Origin of the sequence: Paractinoplanes durhamensis (assembly GCF_016862175.1) — a bacterium.
GTDB classification, from domain to species: domain Bacteria; phylum Actinomycetota; class Actinomycetes; order Mycobacteriales; family Micromonosporaceae; genus Actinoplanes; species Actinoplanes durhamensis.
Map to the genome: position 1 here is coordinate 78,860 of NZ_BOML01000056.1, position 16,841 is coordinate 95,700.

21 protein-coding genes are annotated in these 16,841 nt (G+C 69.2%); 5 read left to right on the forward strand and 16 right to left on the reverse strand.

The annotated features are described in order from the left end of the window. Nucleotides 1–11: 11 nt before the first annotated feature. The 4 genes from Adu01nite_RS33555 to Adu01nite_RS33570 form a co-directional block, all read right to left on the reverse strand. Nucleotides 12–605: a hypothetical protein gene (locus tag Adu01nite_RS33555; RefSeq protein ID WP_203733072.1), complete on the reverse strand. Its 594-nt coding sequence runs from the start codon at nt 603–605 to the stop codon at nt 12–14. Between the two features lie 25 nt (nt 606–630). Then, entirely contained in the window at nt 631–1,020 is a 390-nt protein-coding gene (locus tag Adu01nite_RS33560) for an ACT domain-containing protein (protein ID WP_203733080.1), read from the reverse strand. Nucleotides 1,021–1,093: 73 nt separating this feature from the next. Beyond that, the gene (locus Adu01nite_RS33565; RefSeq protein WP_203733082.1) at nt 1,094–1,552 is read right to left on the reverse strand and encodes a hypothetical protein; all 459 of its coding nucleotides are present in this window, start codon (nt 1,550–1,552) and stop codon (nt 1,094–1,096) included. A gap of 91 nt (nt 1,553–1,643) precedes the next feature. Next, nucleotides 1,644–2,372, reverse strand: coding sequence for a hypothetical protein (locus tag Adu01nite_RS33570; RefSeq protein WP_203733083.1), 729 nt, complete (start codon nt 2,370–2,372; stop codon nt 1,644–1,646). Nucleotides 2,373–2,646: 274 nt separating this feature from the next. On the opposite strand from Adu01nite_RS33570, the gene Adu01nite_RS33575 reads away from it, so the two are divergent. Then, on the forward strand, nt 2,647–3,843 hold the full coding sequence (locus Adu01nite_RS33575) for an arginine deiminase (protein WP_203733085.1): 1,197 nt from the start codon (nt 2,647–2,649) through the stop codon (nt 3,841–3,843). On the opposite strand, the gene Adu01nite_RS33580 is transcribed toward Adu01nite_RS33575, so the two are convergent. The 9 genes from Adu01nite_RS33580 to Adu01nite_RS33620 form a co-directional block, all read right to left on the reverse strand. Beyond that, nucleotides 3,836–4,567: a glycoside hydrolase family 16 protein gene (locus Adu01nite_RS33580; RefSeq protein ID WP_203733087.1), complete on the reverse strand. Its 732-nt coding sequence runs from the start codon at nt 4,565–4,567 to the stop codon at nt 3,836–3,838. The two genes, Adu01nite_RS33575 and Adu01nite_RS33580, sit on opposite strands and share 8 nt — an antisense overlap. A gap of 5 nt (nt 4,568–4,572) precedes the next feature. Then, a complete protein-coding gene (locus tag Adu01nite_RS33585; RefSeq protein ID WP_203733089.1) occupies nt 4,573–5,451 on the reverse strand; it encodes a DUF5926 family protein in 879 nt (292 codons plus the stop codon). Between the two features lie 38 nt (nt 5,452–5,489). After that, on the reverse strand, nt 5,490–6,626 hold the full coding sequence (locus Adu01nite_RS33590) for a sensor histidine kinase (RefSeq protein ID WP_203733091.1): 1,137 nt from the start codon (nt 6,624–6,626) through the stop codon (nt 5,490–5,492). Nucleotides 6,627–6,710: 84 nt separating this feature from the next. Beyond that, nucleotides 6,711–7,493 (reverse strand): glycerophosphodiester phosphodiesterase, encoded by a 783-nt coding sequence (locus Adu01nite_RS33595; protein WP_203733093.1) that lies wholly within the window; start codon nt 7,491–7,493, stop codon nt 6,711–6,713. Beyond that, nucleotides 7,490–7,825: a rhodanese-like domain-containing protein gene (locus Adu01nite_RS33600; RefSeq protein WP_203733095.1), complete on the reverse strand. Its 336-nt coding sequence runs from the start codon at nt 7,823–7,825 to the stop codon at nt 7,490–7,492. The genes Adu01nite_RS33595 and Adu01nite_RS33600 overlap by 4 nt, the downstream gene beginning before the upstream one ends. Nucleotides 7,826–7,847: 22 nt before the next feature. Continuing rightward, nucleotides 7,848–8,948 carry an LCP family protein gene (locus Adu01nite_RS33605; protein ID WP_203733097.1) on the reverse strand — a complete coding sequence of 367 codons (1,101 nt, stop codon included), beginning with the start codon at nt 8,946–8,948 and terminating at the stop codon, nt 7,848–7,850. Nucleotides 8,949–9,049: 101 nt separating this feature from the next. Then, nucleotides 9,050–10,726: a monocarboxylic acid transporter gene (locus Adu01nite_RS33610; RefSeq protein WP_203733099.1), complete on the reverse strand. Its 1,677-nt coding sequence runs from the start codon at nt 10,724–10,726 to the stop codon at nt 9,050–9,052. After that, complete coding sequence (locus Adu01nite_RS33615) at nt 10,726–11,070, reverse strand: DUF485 domain-containing protein (RefSeq protein ID WP_239132886.1); 345 nt, start codon at nt 11,068–11,070, stop codon at nt 10,726–10,728. Before Adu01nite_RS33615 ends, Adu01nite_RS33610 begins: the two co-directional genes overlap by 1 nt. Before the next feature lie 121 nt (nt 11,071–11,191). Further along, the gene (locus tag Adu01nite_RS33620; protein ID WP_203733333.1) at nt 11,192–11,677 is read right to left on the reverse strand and encodes a flavin reductase family protein; all 486 of its coding nucleotides are present in this window, start codon (nt 11,675–11,677) and stop codon (nt 11,192–11,194) included. Between the two features lie 145 nt (nt 11,678–11,822). On the opposite strand from Adu01nite_RS33620, the gene Adu01nite_RS33625 reads away from it, so the two are divergent. From Adu01nite_RS33625 to Adu01nite_RS33640, 4 genes are all read left to right on the forward strand, one after another. Next, entirely contained in the window at nt 11,823–12,050 is a 228-nt protein-coding gene (locus tag Adu01nite_RS33625) for a hypothetical protein (protein ID WP_203733107.1), read from the forward strand. A gap of 122 nt (nt 12,051–12,172) precedes the next feature. Continuing rightward, entirely contained in the window at nt 12,173–12,562 is a 390-nt protein-coding gene (locus Adu01nite_RS33630; RefSeq protein WP_203733113.1) for a VOC family protein, read from the forward strand. Continuing rightward, nucleotides 12,556–12,834, forward strand: coding sequence for a DUF433 domain-containing protein (locus tag Adu01nite_RS33635; protein ID WP_203733115.1), 279 nt, complete (start codon nt 12,556–12,558; stop codon nt 12,832–12,834). The genes Adu01nite_RS33630 and Adu01nite_RS33635 overlap by 7 nt, the downstream gene beginning before the upstream one ends. Then, complete coding sequence (locus tag Adu01nite_RS33640) at nt 12,831–13,493, forward strand: HAD family hydrolase (RefSeq protein ID WP_203733117.1); 663 nt, start codon at nt 12,831–12,833, stop codon at nt 13,491–13,493. Before Adu01nite_RS33635 ends, Adu01nite_RS33640 begins: the two co-directional genes overlap by 4 nt. Nucleotides 13,494–13,688: 195 nt before the next feature. Here the strand turns inward: Adu01nite_RS33640 and Adu01nite_RS33645 are convergent, their stop codons facing one another. The 3 genes from Adu01nite_RS33645 to Adu01nite_RS33655 all read right to left on the reverse strand — a co-directional run bounded on the left by Adu01nite_RS33645 (nt 13,689) and on the right by Adu01nite_RS33655 (nt 16,794). Further along, entirely contained in the window at nt 13,689–15,290 is a 1,602-nt protein-coding gene (locus Adu01nite_RS33645) for an ABC transporter permease (RefSeq protein ID WP_239132887.1), read from the reverse strand. Then, nucleotides 15,287–16,066, reverse strand: a complete 780-nt coding sequence (locus tag Adu01nite_RS33650; RefSeq protein WP_203733121.1) for an ABC transporter ATP-binding protein — start codon at nt 16,064–16,066, stop codon at nt 15,287–15,289. The genes Adu01nite_RS33645 and Adu01nite_RS33650 overlap by 4 nt, the downstream gene beginning before the upstream one ends. A gap of 71 nt (nt 16,067–16,137) precedes the next feature. Beyond that, nucleotides 16,138–16,794: an SCO2207 family protein gene (locus Adu01nite_RS33655; RefSeq protein WP_203733123.1), complete on the reverse strand. Its 657-nt coding sequence runs from the start codon at nt 16,792–16,794 to the stop codon at nt 16,138–16,140. Between the last annotated feature and the right edge of the window lie 47 nt (nt 16,795–16,841).

The window sequence follows — 16,841 nt, forward strand, 5'->3', positions numbered from 1 at the left end:
CCGCGGGATGGTCAGAAGCCGCAGGCCAGCACGCGGATGCCCGGTGGCGCCTCGGTCTGCACCCGGTCGATGCACACGTCGGAGCCGGCCGCGACCAGCGCGAGCGTGGTGTCCTTGCCGGTGGTCACGACCATCAGCGGTTCGAGCTGGTCGGCGGACTCGCCGGACACCTCGACCGTGCTGAACGACCAGATGCCGGAGCAGTACGGCCCGTCGTTCACCAGCAGCGTCTTGTTCGGAATGCCGGGCTTCCCCCTGATCAGGGCGAGGAGCTGGGCATTCGTGGGTGAGCCGGTGCAGCGGGCCGCGTGCGACGGGGTCGGCGTCGGCGAGACGGTGTTCGGCGCCAGGGTGGTGGCCCGGGTCGTCGGATAGGCGTAGGTCGGGTAGGCCTGGGTCGTCGCGTTGCCCGGCAGCGTCGGCAGCGGCTGCTGCGGCTGGCCGGGGAACAGGGACGGCGAGAGCGTGATGGGGGCCGCGCTCGGGCTGACATACCGAGGTGGGGACGTCGACGGCGGCTTGGGCGGCGTGCCACAGGCGCCCAGCGGTAGTAGGGCGCCGAGGAGAACGGCGCCGAGGGGGATCAGGCGTGTGCGGGGGGACACGCCGGACATGTTAGGCCGAACTGCCTCAGGAGGCGATGCGGTGCCCGACGGCAGTGAGGGTGTCCACCGCCTCGGTCAGCCGGACCGTCGGCACAAGCAGGTAATCCGTGGTGAATGTCGAGAAGGTCACGATATTGACGCGGGCGTCGGCCAGCGGGCCGATCAGCGAGGCCAGCACCCCGGTCAGGGCCAGGTCGAGCGGTCCGACAATGCGCAGACATCGCCAGGCCGTGTCGGCCACCGCGCCGTCCGGCACCCGGTCGGCCGGGCAGATGATCGACAGCTCGTCGGGCGCCCAGCTGAGCGAGATGACGCTCTTGTCATCCGGACCCGCGGCCAGCGAAGCCGGGATCGGCGAGCCGGCCGGCAGCCGACACACCGCGTACTCCTCCGGTAGCAGATCTAGATCCAGCATGAGGGCAGACTACGTTTCCGGATCAGTCCTTGCCCAACCCCTGTCGGTGCGGCAAACGCCACACCAGGGTTTTTCAGCGCACCGGAGAGAAGAACGTCAACGAACCGGCCACCCGGTCGTTGTGCAGCAGCGGCGTCGAGATCGCGTCGACGGTCAGCGGCGGGTCACCCGGCGTGGGCACCACGCGGAGAAGGCCGCGGGCCAGCCGCTCGCTGCGGATGGCCAGCAACGGCGGAATCTTGTCCGCGTCGGACTCGTCGAGCTCACCGGCACCGGCGGTGAAGTCGATCAGGCGCAGGACCGCGCCGAGCGGTTGATCGATCGCCTCGATCGGCTTGCCCAGCCCGAACAGCTCGCTGCACGAGGCCGAGAGCGCCAAAATCTTGGTGGCGGTGTCGATCACCAGGCATGGTTCGGCGGCCGCGGCCACCGTCGATGTCCAGCGGTCGACGCTCGGGACGAACTCAGCTTCGGCCGGTGTCCGCGCCTGGGGCACGAACGCTCCCGAGAGGGAGAGCTCGATGTGACCCACCCCGTCCTCCTCGCTCCGGCGGATGGGGGGCAGACACCACGGCCGCAATCAAGCGGCCGCGGCGTCAACCCGCCGTTGAACGGAAGGAACGTTACCGGCGTGCCGGACGCTTGTCAGCGGCCGTTTGTCCGTCAGGGTGCCACCGGTAGTCCCCAGCCGGGCGATAGGGCGCGTTTGCCCAGGTCCCGGGGTGATGTGCGACGGCTGAGAGCTTGCTGGCGGTGGCCGGCGAAATGCGCGCGCCACCCGCGATGAGGAGCCGGTCGAGTTCCTTGTCCGTCGAGACGAGGACCTCCTTCGGCAAACCGTGCACGCTGATCACGCCGGAACCGACGAACGTCAGCACCGGAGTGACCGGCACGGACAGGCCGACCGCGGCGGAAAGGGCCTTGCTGGCGCGGCGTGCCTCCCGGCGGGCCTCGGCGATGTAGGCCGGGCGCTTGCCGTTGATCTGCACGACGTCGCCCGCGATCAGCACGCGGGCCCGACCGTGATCAGCCACGGTCACGGCGTAGACGCCGCCGGGGCCGATCGCGAGGAATCCGGCGCGGTCGTCGGCGAGGTCGGGCTCGCCCAGGGCGTCGGTGCGTGGCCAGTCCACGATGTGCCAGTTGGGGCCGAGCCGATCGAGTCGGGTCAGCGCCCGTGTCCCGGCGGCTTCGAGGCGACGCGCGTCACGGTCGGCGCGACGGCGACGGGCCCACTCGGCGGGCGACGGGCGAGCTGGCGGGTCGAGCGGTGAGGGTGGGGCGACGGGACGATCGAGGGTGGGTAGCGCCTTAGCATGAACAGGCAGGGCAGGGCGCGGGAAGACAGTCACAACGACCTCCGGCAAAAGGTCTCTTCGGGCTCTCTTTTCACTACCGTACGTGTACGACCCCACACGGAGGCAAGACATCGCGGCAAAAGAGGGGCGAGTGAGTGGGGATGAATGCCGCATTCACGCACAAGTTTTTCTTGCGGATAGTGCATCGCGGCGTTCTCTCCCCCGGTTCGGCAGCTTCAAGCACAAAGTTAGCCTCGCCTTCGCTCCCGCGCACCGATGTCTCATGATCTAGTCAGAACGTCATGGTTCGAACGCGAGGAGTGCTCGGGTGAACTACGTCGACAGTGAAGTCAGCCCACTCCGTACGGTCCTGCTCCACCGGCCGGGCGCCGAGCTGGCCCGCCTGACGCCGCGGAACAACGACTCGCTCCTCTTCGACGGGATCCCCTGGGTCGGCCGGGCCCAGGAGGAGCACGATCGCTTCGCCGGGGCGCTGCGTGAGCGCGGCGTCGAGGTGCTCTACCTGGCCGAGCTGCTGGCCGAGACGCTGGCCGTGGCGGAGGCGCGTGACGAGCTGACCAGGGCGGTGCTCGACGACCGCCGGCTCGGCGACACCCTGCGCGACTCGGTCGGCCGCTATCTCGCCGACCAGGATCCGCGCCGGCTCGCCGACGTGCTGATGGCCGGGCTCGCCCACAAGGAGCTCAAGCCGGGGCCGGCCGGCCTGGTCTACGAGCTGATGGACGATCACGACTTCATCATCGATCCGCTGCCCAACCTGCTGTTCACCCGGGACTCCTCGGTGTGGGTGCGCGACCAGGTGGCGGTGACCAGCCTGGCGATGCCGGCCCGGGCTCGGGAGACCACGCTGACCAGGGCGATCTACCGCTATCACCCGCGCTTCGCCGGGGTGCAGCTGCTCTACGACCCGGCGCTCGAGCACGTCGAGGGCGGGGACGTCCTGGTGCTCGCGCCGGACGTGCTGGCCATCGGGGTCGGCGAGCGGACCACACCGGCCGGGGCCGAGCGGCTGGCCCGGCGGGTCTTCGCGGCCGGGCTGGCGAGCACCATCCTGGTGGTGCCGATCGCCCAGGAGCGGGCCACGATGCATCTCGACACCGTCTGCACGATGGTCGACGTCGATGCGGTCGTGATGTACCCGAACGTCGCCCACTCGCTCCGGGCGTACACCGTCAAGCCGGATGCCGGTGGCGAACCGCGCGCCCTGGCCCCCCGCCCGTTCCTCGAGGCCGCCGCCGAGGCGATGGGCATCGAGCGGCTGCGGGTGATCGATACCGGTCTGGACCCGGTCACCGCCGAGCGCGAACAGTGGGACGACGGGAACAACACCCTCGCCATCGCGCCGCGGCTGTGCGTCGCCTACGAGCGCAACATCGAGACCAACGCCCAGCTCGAACGGGCCGGGATCGAGGTGGTCCGGATCAGCGGATCGGAGCTCGGCAGCGGCCGCGGCGGGCCACGGTGCATGAGCTGCCCGGTCGAAAGGGCACCCCTGATCAGCTGACCGAGACCTCGGAGACGATCAACTCGGGCACCGGCACGCCGTCCACCAGGTCCGCTTTGTCCGGAAAATCAAAGACCGCGAGTTCCAGCTGTACGGGGTACGAAGGCGCCTGGTCGACGTGCTTCACCACGTCGCCGTCGACCGAGAAGTTCAGCGAACCGGGCCGCCATTCCACGGCGTACACATGGAAGGCGGAAACGTCGATCGGAAGATCGACCACCGACCAGTCCTCGGTCAGGCTCGGGTCGCGGAAGCGGTGCAACCCCATGCCGACGCTCTGCGGGGCGGTGCCGAAGACCTCCATCACGCAGATCTCGCCGGACCGCGACGGGTCGTCCTCGACGCCGGAGAGCCAGAACGCCACCATCGACCGCGGAGTGATCACGCCGCGCATCCGGATCGAGATGGTGCCATGGAGCGGCGTGCAGCCCCAGAACTCCGGTTGCTCCTCGCGCACCCGCTGGCCGTCGAGGAACGGCTGGCCGCCGATCGTGCTGCCGACCGGCCCGGAGAAGTTGGCACTCTGGATGCCGGACACCCGCAGCGGCGTCTCGTGCACGCCCTCGGCCCACAGCGGCTGGTCGGCCGGGATGCTCAGCCGAAGCTCACCGCCGCCGACCTGATAGGTGGCGGCGGACTGCGCCCGCGAGCTCCAATGTGGCAGATACCACGGAACCCACACGGAGCGGTCCAGCTCGTTGCCCTCGAACCGCTCCGTCAACATGGCGGCTAGCGCAGCGTGAGCTGGCGGCCGATCAGGCCCTGCTTGGCGCGACGGGCGTCGGCGTTCAGCGGGCCGGTCTCGGCGAGGATGTCGGCGTAGCGCTTCGCGAAGTCGGCGAGCGGGGTCTCCCACTCGGTCGACTCCGGCTCGCCGGGAATGTCCCAGACCGGGACGAGGAGACCGTGCGCCCGGAACATGCCGGCGAACTTGGTCTTCTCGCCGAGCAGCAGGTCACCCGAGGCGGACAGCCGGGCCAGGGCGTCCAGTGCCTGGTCCTCCGGCTCGGGCAGCACCCACCGGACGTGCCCCTTGTCCGGCGCGACCCGGCACCAGTAGGCCGCCCGCCCGGCGGCCAGCCGCACGGTCGGGTAGATCGAGGCGTTGGCCCGCTCCAGCGAGGCCTTCACGTTCGGGTCCTCGGCCTGCTCGGCGTCCAGCCAGTACTCGAAACCGTCGTGCATGGTGATCTCGAGCGGGCCGTCGACCAGGATGTCCTCCAGGCGCGGGCCCTGGCCGGGCAGCGCCGGCACGGACACCGTGCCGCCGGGCTCGGTGCGCAGCGCGGCCAGGATCGCCACCGTCAGGTCGCGGGAGACGTCGCCGGACTGCACGTGCCGCTGCAGGCCGATGAACACCCGCCCGTCGCTGCGGGTCATCGCGGGCCAGGCCATCGGCAGCACGGTCGACAGCGTGACCGGGCGGTCGCCGTACTCCTCGATGATCTCGGGCTTGAGGGTCAGCGGCGCCGAGGCGGCCGGGACCAGCTCGCGCAGGGCGATCCACTCCGGCTCGTCGGCGAGGCCCTCGAACGGCCGGGCGACGAAGATGTCGCGCACCTTCTCGCGCTTGGGTGCGGTTTGGCGTTGGTTGCGACGCTTGCTCACGGCGAGACAGCCTAGGCGTTACGCCCGCAAAGAGAAATTCAGGCGCGCGGCAGACGGACCTCGGCGGTGGTGCCGCCGCCCTCGCGTGGGCGCAGCGACACCCAGCCCTGCTGCCGCTCGACGAGCCGGCGCACCAGGTAGAGGCCGAGCCCGGCGCCCGGGTGCCGGCGCTGCTCGCCGCCCTCGGCCTGCCAGTAGCGCTCGAACGCCCGCTCGACGTTCTCGAGGCGGATGCCGGCGCCCCGGTCGGTGATCCGGAAGCGCAGGGTCTCCTCGTCGGCGGCCGCGCACAGCTCGATCGGGCTGTCCGGCGGTGAGTTCTTCTCGGCGTTGGTGGCCAGCTCGGTGAGGATGGTGGCGATCGAGTCGCGGTCCCCGTACGCCTTCGGCAGCTCGGCCGGCAGGGAAGTCACCTGGATCCGGCGGCGAAGGTCTTCCGGAAGCTCCTCGACGGCGGCGCGCAGTGTCTCCGGCAGGTCGAACGGGCCGGCCGCCGCGACGCCGATCTCGCCGTCGTCACTGATCGCCGAGAGCAGCCGGTCGACCAGCCGGGCCAGCTCGCCGGCCCGGGCGCCGACCACCCGGACCGCCTCCTGGCGGCCCTGCTCGCCGAGGGTGTCCCAGTGGTTGGTGAGGGTGTCCGCGTAGCCCTTGATGACGGTCACCGGGGTGCGCAGCTCGTGACTGGTCACCGCCACCCACAGGTCGCGGTTTTCCTGGCGGCGGGACTGGTCGCCGTCGCCGTTGCGCTGGGCCGCGTAGAGCCGGCACAGGAAGCCGCCGAGCAGTTCGAGGACGCGGTGGTGCTCCGGGCCCGGATCGGCGCTCTGCGGGCCGAAGGAGACGTGCAGCGACCCGACGCTGGCGTCGCCCGCCTCGCAGCGGACGCCGAGCACCCGGCGGGGGTCGCCGAAGACCTCGTTGAGCTCGTTGAGCGGCAGGTGCTCGCGATCGATCCGCCGGCCGATCGCCGGGGTGCAGGCACCGCTGGCGGCCACCACCCGGCCGTGGCCGGTCGCGTACTCGACGAAGCCGGCACCGAGGCCGCCCAGCACCTCCTCGGCGAGCCGGACGATCCGCTGCACCACGGGCAGACCCGTCTCGCCGGCATTGAGCCGATCGAGGACCGCGAGCTGACCCTGGGTCAGCGCGGCGTAGTCGGGACGCTCCGGCATGTCTGCGAGTCTGCCTCGCTTCCTGAGTTTTGGGCAGATGGGTAGACGCGGATCTTGCTCGGAATCACCGTACCGTGGCGGACGTCACACCTGGGCCAGCCTGTCCTGCACGAACTTCGGGCGGTCGGTGATGACCCCGTCCACCTGGTGTTCCAGCACCAGATCCAGTTGGTCGGGCTCGTTCACGGTCCACACGTACACCTGGTGGCCGGCCTCCCGCAGAGCCGGCACCAAGCTGGGTTTCGAGCGCACCAGGCCGACGCCCGGCCCGGCGATCCGCGCGCCGAACGGCAGCCGCCCGCGCCCGACGCCGGGCGGCAGGATCTCCAGCAGGTAGACCGTGGGGATGGCCGGCGCGAGCGCACGGACCCGGCGCAGCGCCAGCGCCGCGAACGACATCACCGTCACCTGGACCGGATTGTCCGGCCGGTTGTCGGCGAGACCGTGCCGGCGGAGCAGCTCGACGAGCTTGCGCTCCACCTCGGCGCCGTAGCGTGACGGATGCTTGGTCTCGATGAGTAGGCGCACCGGGCGGCCGTAGTCACGCACCGCGGTCAGCAGCCGGTCGAGGGTGAGCAGCTTGCTGAACTCGGGCAGGTCGTCGTCACCCGGGTAACCGGGGTGCCAGGAGCCGAAGTTCAGCGGTTCGAGCTCGGCCAGCGTCTTGGTGCTGACCAGGCCACGACCGTTGCTGGTGCGCTTGAGGTTGCGGTCGTGCACGCACACCAGATGGCCGTCACGGGTGAGCCGGACATCGCATTCGAGGCCGTCGGCTCCCTCTTCGAGGGCGCGCATGTACGCCCCGAGTGTGTGCTCGGGAAGAGCATCCGCGCCCCCTCGGTGCGCGAAGACGAGTGGTCTGGTCATAGAACGTGGGCCGGTTGCCCGTTCTCGCTGACCACCTCGCGCCCGCCGGCCGCCCACATCTGCATGCCGCCATCGAGGTTGCGGACGTTGTCCCACCCGTTGTTCATCAGGTAGGAGACGACCTGGCCGGAGCGCCCGCCGGAACGGCAGACGACCACGACCTCGACGTCGGTGGGCACCTCGGCCATCCGCGGCGGGATCTCCATCATCGGCAGGTGGTGGGCGCCCGGCGCGTGGCCGGCCGCCCACTCCTCGGGCTCGCGAACGTCGAGCAGGTAAGCGTCGACGGGCACCTCGGCCGGCGTCACGCTGGGTACTTGTGGTCCGAACACGGCAATCAGCCTACGGGGTCCGCTACTTCTTCACGTTCGCTGACATCCACTCGGTCATCTTGTCGCCGGCAACCGCCTGATAGAGAGCGAGTGCCTTCTCCCGGTCGGAGACCACGACCGACTGGCCGGAGATGGTCTCGCTGCCCTTGTTGGGGCTGGTGATGAAGGTGAGGTTGTCGCCGCGGATGTCCCGGAACTCGACCGCGGCGTCGGTCAGCGAGAAGTCGTTGTCGACGGTGACGGCCGCGGTGACCGCCTTGAGGAAGGCGTTCAGCTTGGCCGGGTTGGTGATCGTGCCGCTGGTCGTCGCCTTCTCCATCAGGGCCTTGAGGAACTCCTGCTGGTGGCGCTGGCGGTCGAAGTCGCCGCGGGGGAACTGGTAGCGCTGGCGCACCCAGTCGAGGGCCTGCTCACCGTTCATGTGCATCATGCCCTTGGTGAACACCCGGTGCGGCTTGTGGATCGACGTGATGGTCTTGTCCACCTTCAGGTCGACGCCGCCGACCGCGTCGGTGACCTCCTTGAAGCCGCCGAAGTCGATCGCCATGACGCTGTCGATGTGCACGTCGGTGAGGCACTCGACGGTGTGCACCGCGCGGGGCAGGCCACCGAACGCGAACGAAGCGTTGATCTTGGCCCGGCTGCCGTCGCTGCACTCCGCGCTGTTGCTCTTGGGCACGACCACCCACAGGTCCCGGGGGATCGAGATGAGCTGGGCGGACTTGTGGTCGGCCGGCACGTGCATGAGCATCAGCGTGTCGGCGCGCCAGGCATTCGCCTCGTCGTCCTTGGTGTCCGGATCGCGCGAGTCGCTGCCGACCAGCAGGATGTTCTGCGCACCCTTCACCGCCTTGGCCGGGCGGTCGCCGGTGAGCTTGGAGAACGCGTCGGTGCGCTTGAGGTCGTCGTCGAGGCTGTTCGCGTAGCCGTACAGCGAGATGCCGGCGATGACCGCGATGATCAGGACGGCGAGGCCGCCCAGCAGGGCGATGCGGCCCCAGCGGGGCCGGAGCTTCTTCTTCCCGCTGTACGGGTTGCCGCGCGGCGGCATTTGCTGGGGACCACCGGGGTACGCCCTCGGCTCCCTGGGTGGAACGGCAGCTCTACCGGTGGTCTGCGACATGGGACCCAGATTACGTACCCACTCGCGTTCCGCCCGATCATCGACACCCCAACGGCACAAAGGGGGGAGTCATGGTTCGACTCCCCCCTGTCACCGGACGATCAGTGCGCGCCGTGTCCGGTCAGCGCCCGGACCTCGAGCTCGGCGAACTTGTCGGAGTCGTCCTCCTTCGAGATCACCGTGCCGATCCAGCCGCACAGGAACCCGATCGGGATCGAGATGATGCCCGGGTTGTTCAGCGGGAACCAGTGCCAGTCGTCGTTCGGGAACATGGCCGTCGCCGTGCCGGAGACGACCGGCGAGAAGAAGACCAGAACGACGGCGCTGATCAGGCCGCCGTAGATCGCCCACAGCGCCCCGGACGTGTTGAACCGCCGCCAGAACAGGCTGTAGATGATCGCCGGCAGGTTGCCGGACGCGGCCACCGCGAACGCCAGCGCCACCAGGAACGCCACGTTCAGGCTCTGCGCGTAGATCGACAGAGCGATGGCGACGGCGCCGATGACCAGGGCGGCGATCCGGGCGACCCGGACCTCGTCCCGCTCGGAGGCGGCACCCTTCTTGATCACGCTGGCGTAGAAGTCGTGCGCCACGCTCGACGACGACGCCAGCGTGAGGCCGGCGACCACGGCGAGAATCGTGGCGAACGCGACCGCCGCGATCACCGCCAGCAGGATCGAACCGCCGGTGTCCCCGCCGAAATACTTGATGCCGAGCGCCTGGGCCAGCTGCGGCGCGGCCGTGTTACCGGCCTTGTCCTGCGCGGTGATCGCCTTACCGCCGACCATCGCCGCCGCACCGAAGCCGAGGGCCAGGGTGAACAGGTAGAAGGTGCCGATGATGCCGATCGCCCAGAGCACGCTCTTACGGGCAATCCGGCTGGTTGGCACCGTGTAGAAGCGGGTCAGGATGTGCGGCAGACCGGCCGTGCCGAGCACCAGCGCGATACCCAGCGAGACCAGGTCCATCTTGCTGTAGAACGTCTTCGTCGCATCCCCGGCCGTCTCCACGCCGTAGCGCAGACCCGGTTCGAGGAACTTCGCGCCCTTGCCGGACTGCGCGGCGGCGTCACCGAGCAGCGACGACAGGTTGAACTTGTAGTGCGCCAGCACCAGGATCGTCATCAGCAGGGCGCCGGTCATCAGCATGATCGCCTTGACGATCTGCACGTACGTGGTGCCCTTCATGCCGCCGACCACGACATAGACGATCATCAGGGCGCCGACCAGAATGATCGTGGCGACCTTGGCGGTGTCGGCGTCCATGCCCAGGAACGTGGTGCCGGGCTTGATCCCGAGCAGCAGCGAGACCAGCGCGCCCGCGCCGACCATCTGGGCGATCAGGTAGAAGATCGACACCACGATGGTGGAGACGCTGGCCGCGGTCCGCACCGGCCGCTGCCGCATCCGGAACGCCAGCACGTCGGCCATCGTGAAGCGGCCCGAGTTCCGCAGGAACTCGGCGACCAGCAGCAACGCCACCAGCCACGCCACCAGGAAGCCGATCGAGTAGAGGAAGCCGTCGTAGCCGTACAGGGCGATGATGCCGGCGATGCCGAGGAAGGACGCGGCCGACATGTAGTCGCCGCCGATCGCCATGCCGTTCTGGAAACCGGAGAACTGCCGGCCGCCGGCGTAGAAGTCGGTGGCCGTCTTGGTCTGCCGGCTGGCCCAGATGGTGATCGCCAGCGTGATCGCGACGAAGACCAGGAACAGCGTGATCGTCAGCCCGCGGGAGCCGGAGGTCGAGGCCTCGGCGGCGAAGGTGTGACTCTGCATCACTTGTCACCCTCTTCGTTCAGCTTGTTGCGGATGCTGTCGGCGATCGGGTCCAGCTCCCGGTTGGCGTACCGGGAGTAGTACCAGGCGATCAGGAACGTCGACGCGAACTGCAACAGGCCGAAGATCAGAGCGACATTGATGTTGCCGACGATCTTGGCGCTCATGAAACCGCGGGCGTATGCGGAGAGCAGGACGTACAGCAGGTACCAGAGGAAGAACGCAACGGTCATCGGGAAGATGAAGTTCCGCAATTTGCGGCGCAGGCGCTGGAAATCCTCGGACTGCTGGACGGCCCGATATCTCTCGGTGGAGGACGAGGCGGGCACTTCTTCTGTCGTCACCGGGATTCACCACCTTCGTGGGGGCGGACTTTTCCGGGAACGTACGAAGACCTTGAGGGTTGCGGCAGAGCCCGGTCGGACCCTGCGCCGAGTGGTGGTCTGACTGCGCCGAGTGGGGGGCTCAGGGCAGCTCGCGGTATCGACCGCGGTAGTGGATCAACGGCGGCTCGACCGTATCGACGGTGATCGTCTCGATCACCCCTTCGACCAGCACGGCCCAGCCACAGGGCCGGCTGCTGACCAGCCGGCATCCGGCCCACAGCGCCCTACCGACCGGCCCGTAGGCCGTCTCCGTCCAAGATCCACCGGCGAACAGCCCGCCCGCCGCCGGCATCAACCCGGCAAATCGGTCGGCCAGCTGCCGATCCCCCGGCCCGAGCGGCGCCACCGTGAAGACCTCCTTCTCGGCGATCGCCTCCCAGAGATCACTCTCCTCGTCAAGAAGGCCCAGCACCCGCCCCGGTTCACCGTCTGCAACGAGCATCGACGACACGGTGAGTCCGGCCGGCCCCGGCGCCGTCCACAGCGTGACCGGCGCGGCGAGCCGCCCGCGCAGCCTGCGCACCGGCGACTTCTCCTCCTCCGGCGTGGCGAAGGGGTCGCTCATATGAATCCGGCCGCCCGGCAGGTCACTGGTCACCGGTTCATTCTCGTACGGACACTTTCGGTTACAACTTTTTACACTGTTTGTGTAATCTAATCCCCTCCGTCGGGGGGGGGTACGTACTGGGCGACATGGGGAGTCAATCCGGATGACCGAGGCGTTGCCGCAGCCGGGCGACGTCCTCTTCGTAGGCGGCGCCGCCAGCGTCCAGTTCCAGGGCGCCCGTTCGCTGACCTTCCGGGTGATCCGAGTGGACCCGCGCAACACCTACGACGGCTGGCTGTGGATAGACGGCTACGTCCTCGGCCCGGCCGGCGACGCGATCGAGCGCCGGGTCATCTTCGTGCGGCGAGAAGGTCTCCGAAAAAAGCAATAACCCTTTTTGGGTACGCATCCGCCACTTCCCCAACCGCACCAGCCCAGTCCCCGCCGCAGGGAACGGCCACCTGCAACACCGGGCCGTTCCCCGCTTCCGGCGGCCCGGGTAAGAAGAACAGCGTGCTCCGAAAAATCGACTGCGTAATGCTGCGAGTGGACGACCTGACCACCGCCGCCGCCTTCTACACCGATGCGCTGGGCTTGACCGAGCTGTGGCGAGACGACACGTCGGTAGGAATGGGCTTCCCGGAAACCGACGCCGAGCTGGTCCTGCACACCATGCACCTGCCACCGGACTGCACCGTCCACTACCTGGTGGACGACGTGGCGCAGGCGGTGGCCGACTGGCCCGGCCGCACCCGAATGCCACCTTTCGAGATAGCGGTAGGCCAGTGCGCCATCCTCGAAGACCCGTTCGGCAACCCGATCTGCATCCTCGACCTGACCAAGGGCACGCGCCCGGGGTCGAGTTCTACCTCGTGTCGGTCATCAATGATCAGACCATGTTGACGCAGCCCGGCGAGGCATTCGTCCAGCGCGTCGAGTGGGACGGCGACGTCGCCGTCTCCTACCGACCCGATCCCCACCCGCGGTCACCGGTGCGGATCGATCCGGACGTCCGGTTCGGCAAGCCGTCCATCATGGGCATCAGCACCGGGGTGATCTGGGAGCACGTCGACGCCGGCGAGGACGTAGAGACCAGCGCCAAGATCCATCAGCTCGAGGTCGCCGACGTGCGCTGGGCGCTGTCCTACGAGAACGCACAACGAGCGGTGGCGTGACCGCGTACCGGTTCGGGGCCGGGCCTCTGCTTCTGGACTTTGACGGGCCGGTTTGCTCGGTGTTCTCCGGTTATCCGGCTTCGCGGATTGCTGCGGAGCTTGTTGGCCTTCTTGACCAGGTCCGGGTTGCTGTTCCCGATCGGGTTCGACGGGAACGGGATCCGATGGCTGTCCTGCGGTGGGTCGGGGATCACGCGGAGCGGCGGGTCGTGGTGGCGGTGGAGGATGCGTTCTGTGCGGCGGAGCTGGCGGCGGTGGGCACTGCCGAGCCGACGCCGTTCGGGCATCAAGTCATTCTCAATGCCGTTCGGCGGGGCAATGCGGTGGGCGTGGTCAGCAACAACTCCGCGGTGGCGGTCGAGGCCTACCTCGATGTGCATGGGCTGACCTGCCACGTTTCGCCGGTCATCGGGCGTGCCTATGCCGACCCGGCCCGGATGAAACCGAACCCGGAGCCGATCCTCACTGCCGCGCGGATTCTCGGGGTGGCGCCGCAGGAGTGCGTCCTGGTCGGCGACTCGCTGTCGGACATCGAGGCGGCCCGGGCGGCTGGCGTCGGCATCATCGGCTACGCCAATCGGCCTTGGAAGGTCGACGCCTTCCGTGCCGCGGACCACACGGTCACATCTATGCAGACAATCGCCGAGGCGCTGGCCTGACGGGTTCGAGCAAGGTGGGCCAACGCGTCACTCGGAGTAGGCTGACGAGCAGGAAGTCAGTGGCTTCCGAACCCGCCTTAGGCCCCGCCATCGTGCGGGGCCTTCGTGCATCTCAGGTGCTCAGCGCGCGGAAACCAGCAATGCTTCGGTGAGCCGGGCGCCGTCGTTTCGATCGAATGATCTGCCGACCGCGGGTTACGAGCGGTTGGGGGTGATGGTGGCCAAGAGTTCGGGCATTCGTTTGTCGAGCTGGTCGGCGGCTACTCCGGAGCCGATCAAGTAGCCGGCTGCGCCGTAGGCGATGCCTACCGGCAGGCCTATCCACAGCCAGATCGGGCCGATGAACAGGGCTATCAGCTGTAGCGGCAGGCTGATGATCACGGCGGCTATCAAGACGCCCATGGCCAGCAAGCCCTTTGCCGGGCCGCCGCCTGAGGACATCGCGAACGGGTTTGTCGACTCGGGTAGGGCGTACGCCGCTCGGACCGAGAGCGGGAGGACCAAGCCCAGGCCTACCCCGTAGGCCGCGATCAGCAGGCCGAACGTGCTGGGGATCCGAGCGGGGTTGGCGGACAGGGCGCCGATCACGGCGGCCACCGCTATCAGGAGCGGGATCGTGAAGATCGCGTGTGCGGTCGCCCTTGAGTTGATCTCTACTCGGCCGGGGACTCCGGTGGTGATGTTGGTGGCGTAGGCCGTGCCGTCGAAGCCGAACTGGTTGGCCAGCGCCAGGGAGGCCAGGGCTCCGACGAAGATGGTCATGCTTCCCGGTGAGCCGGCGCCCAAGGTCAGGGACACCGGCAGGAACAGCGCGGCCATGGAAAAAGTGACCAGGCTTGCCCGGCGTCTTGTCTCGCGCCACCAATAGCGGATCTCGCGGGACACCAGGGCGCCGAAGCGGGTGCGTGGGGCCCGGCGGAACAGCAGCAGGTCGACCGGGGGGCGGGTGGTGTCGGCGGTGGTCTTGCGACGCGGGCCTGCGGTGGCACCCACCATGGCCGACTCCACCGTGGTGCTCCACCACCACAGCAGGGCGACGATGGTGGCCAGGGCGATCAGCAGCTTCAGCGGGATCTGCCAGGTGCGGCCCTCGGCGACGTCCAGGCCGATGGAGTACGGGGCGCCTACCGGTGTCCATGCGACCACCCGAGCCACCGAACCGACCGTGTCCCAGTCGGCGCGCTGGGCGCCGGCCAGCGCGGCCAACTGCAGGGGGCCGATCGCGGCGGCCAGCAGGGCCAGCGTGATGGCGGCCAGGTCGCGGGAGCGGCGGGACCGCAACGCCGTGGCGAAAGCGCTGGTCACCGCGCGGCTCACGGCCACGCACAGGAACAGGCCCAGCAGCACCCCGGCGGCCTGGGCCGTGGCCGCGACCGGGCCGCCCAGGCGGGCCGCGGAGTCGACCATGCCGGCCGTGGCCGCCAGCGTGGCCAAGGCCGGGAGGCCGGTCAGAGCGGCGGCGAACAAGCCGGTGATCAGGGTGCGGCGGGGCAGCGGCAGCAGGGCGAAGCGGGCCGGGTCCAGGGACTCGTCGACGCCGAAGAAGATCAGCGGAAAGAACAGCCAGCCCAGGATCACGGCGGTGCCGCCGAGCGGGAGCAGCATGCCGGCCACGTGCGGGTCGTCGATCACGCCGGGGACGGCGAACGAGGCGTAGCCGACGATCGCGAAGAAGCCGGCCAGCAGGACGCCCAGCACGAACAGGACGATCCTGGTCGGGCGGCCGCGCAGGCCGTTCGCGGTCAGGCGCAGCTTCAGGCGGACGAACGGCCAGACGCCGACGGCCTTCGTGGTCACAGCCACGCCAGCTCGGAACCGGTGGCCACCCGGCCGCCGACCACCTGGACGAAGACCTCTTCGAGCGAGCGGTCGCCCTTCACCTGGGCGAGCGTGCCGTGCATGCGCAGGACGCCGGACGACATGATCGCGACGTGGTCGCAGAGGCGTTCGACGACCTCCATCACGTGGCTGGAGAAGACGACGGTGCCGCCGCCGGCCACGAAGCGCTGCAGGATGTCGCGGATCAGCGCGGCCGAGACCGGGTCGACGGCCTCGAACGGTTCGTCGAGGACCAGCAGTCGCGGGGCGTGCAGGAGGGCGCAGGCCAGGCCGATCTTCTTCTTCATGCCGGCCGAGTAGTCCACCACCAGGGTGCGGTTTCCCGACCCGAGCTCGAGGACTTCGAGCAGCTCACGGGCGCGCTGGTTGACGGTGGCGGCGTCCATGCCGCGCAGCAGACCGTGGTAGGCGAGGAGTTCCGGACCGGTGAGGCGGTCGAAGAGGCGTACGCCGTCGGGCAACACCCCGAGCCGGGCTTTCGCGGTCGCGGGGTCGGCCCAGACGTCGTACCCAAGAAGGAAAGCGTGACCCTGATCCGGGCGCAGGAGGCCGACGGCCATGGACAACGTCGTGGTCTTGCCGGCCCCGTTGGGGCCGAGGAGGCCGTAGAAGGACCCGGCGGGGACTTCGAGGCTGACGCCGGCGACGGCGAGCTTGGTATCGAAATGCTTGACCAAGCCGTGCAGCGACATGGCCGCGACCTGCTCATCCGTGCGTTGCCTCGGCACCGTCATGCCCCGAAGGTATCGGTAGGCAGCCAGCCCGGACCACCCCCATTGGGCAGGGATGATCCGGGCTTATCCGATTACTTCACCCGTTCGATCACGGCTCGCCGGATGAGGAACTTGCCGGGCTCGCGGACCTGATCGAAGGCCGCGTTGTTGAGCAGTACGCAGCTGCCGGATGTCGTCTCGACCTTGACGGTGATGCTCTTGTTGTTGTCGAGGTTCGTCACCTTGAGAACCGTGCCGAGCGGGAAGGTGCCGCTGGAGGCGAACGGCGCGCCGCCCTCGCCGGAGAGCGTGACCGTGGAGCCCTTGCAGACGACCTCGCCGGTGCCCGTCCCGGCCGCGGGCGGAGCGGCGGGAGCGGTGGTGACGGGCGGCTTGGTGGCGGGAGCCCGAGTGGCCGGCGGCTTGGTGGCGGGAGCGGTGGTCGCCGCGGCCCCGGGAACTGCCACGTTCGCGGTGCAGCCCGCGACCGCCCGGCGCTGGTTGATCAGGTCGACGACGGCCTGCCGGTTGGCGATCCGGGCGTCGGAGAGCGCATCCGGCGCCGACCGCTGGGCGGCGATGAACTGAAGGTTCTGCCGGAGCGCCTGGTCGAGGCCGACGCAGTTCTCGCCCGCGCTGCTCACCCCGGTGCTGATCGCGAACGCTCCGCCGGCGATCGCGATGGCGACCCCGCCGATGATCAGCTTCCGGGTGCGTCCGATCCGAGAATTCCGCCGGTACCGCTTCATCGACCTGCTCCTTTGCTCGGTGGCTGCCCTGAACTACGCGGCTGCCC

Excerpts from the sequence above, each read along its gene's own strand:
- Adu01nite_RS33560 (WP_203733080.1), bottom strand. The coding sequence starts at position 1,020 with ATGCTGGATCTAGATCTGCTACCGGAGGAGTACGCGGTGTGTCGGCTG.
- Adu01nite_RS33580 (WP_203733087.1), bottom strand. The coding sequence starts at position 4,567 with ATGTTGACGGAGCGGTTCGAGGGCAACGAGCTGGACCGCTCCGTGTGG.
- Adu01nite_RS33590 (WP_203733091.1), bottom strand. The coding sequence starts at position 6,626 with ATGCCGGAGCGTCCCGACTACGCCGCGCTGACCCAGGGTCAGCTCGCG.
- Adu01nite_RS33595 (WP_203733093.1), bottom strand. The coding sequence starts at position 7,493 with ATGACCAGACCACTCGTCTTCGCGCACCGAGGGGGCGCGGATGCTCTT.
- Adu01nite_RS33605 (WP_203733097.1), bottom strand. The coding sequence starts at position 8,948 with ATGTCGCAGACCACCGGTAGAGCTGCCGTTCCACCCAGGGAGCCGAGG.
- Adu01nite_RS33610 (WP_203733099.1), bottom strand. The coding sequence starts at position 10,726 with ATGCAGAGTCACACCTTCGCCGCCGAGGCCTCGACCTCCGGCTCCCGC.
- Adu01nite_RS33620 (WP_203733333.1), bottom strand. The coding sequence starts at position 11,677 with ATGAGCGACCCCTTCGCCACGCCGGAGGAGGAGAAGTCGCCGGTGCGC.
- Adu01nite_RS33625 (WP_203733107.1), top strand. The coding sequence starts at position 11,823 with ATGACCGAGGCGTTGCCGCAGCCGGGCGACGTCCTCTTCGTAGGCGGC.
- Adu01nite_RS33635 (WP_203733115.1), top strand. The coding sequence starts at position 12,556 with ATGTTGACGCAGCCCGGCGAGGCATTCGTCCAGCGCGTCGAGTGGGAC.
- Adu01nite_RS33650 (WP_203733121.1), bottom strand. The coding sequence starts at position 16,066 with ATGACGGTGCCGAGGCAACGCACGGATGAGCAGGTCGCGGCCATGTCG.
- Adu01nite_RS33655 (WP_203733123.1), bottom strand. The coding sequence starts at position 16,794 with ATGAAGCGGTACCGGCGGAATTCTCGGATCGGACGCACCCGGAAGCTG.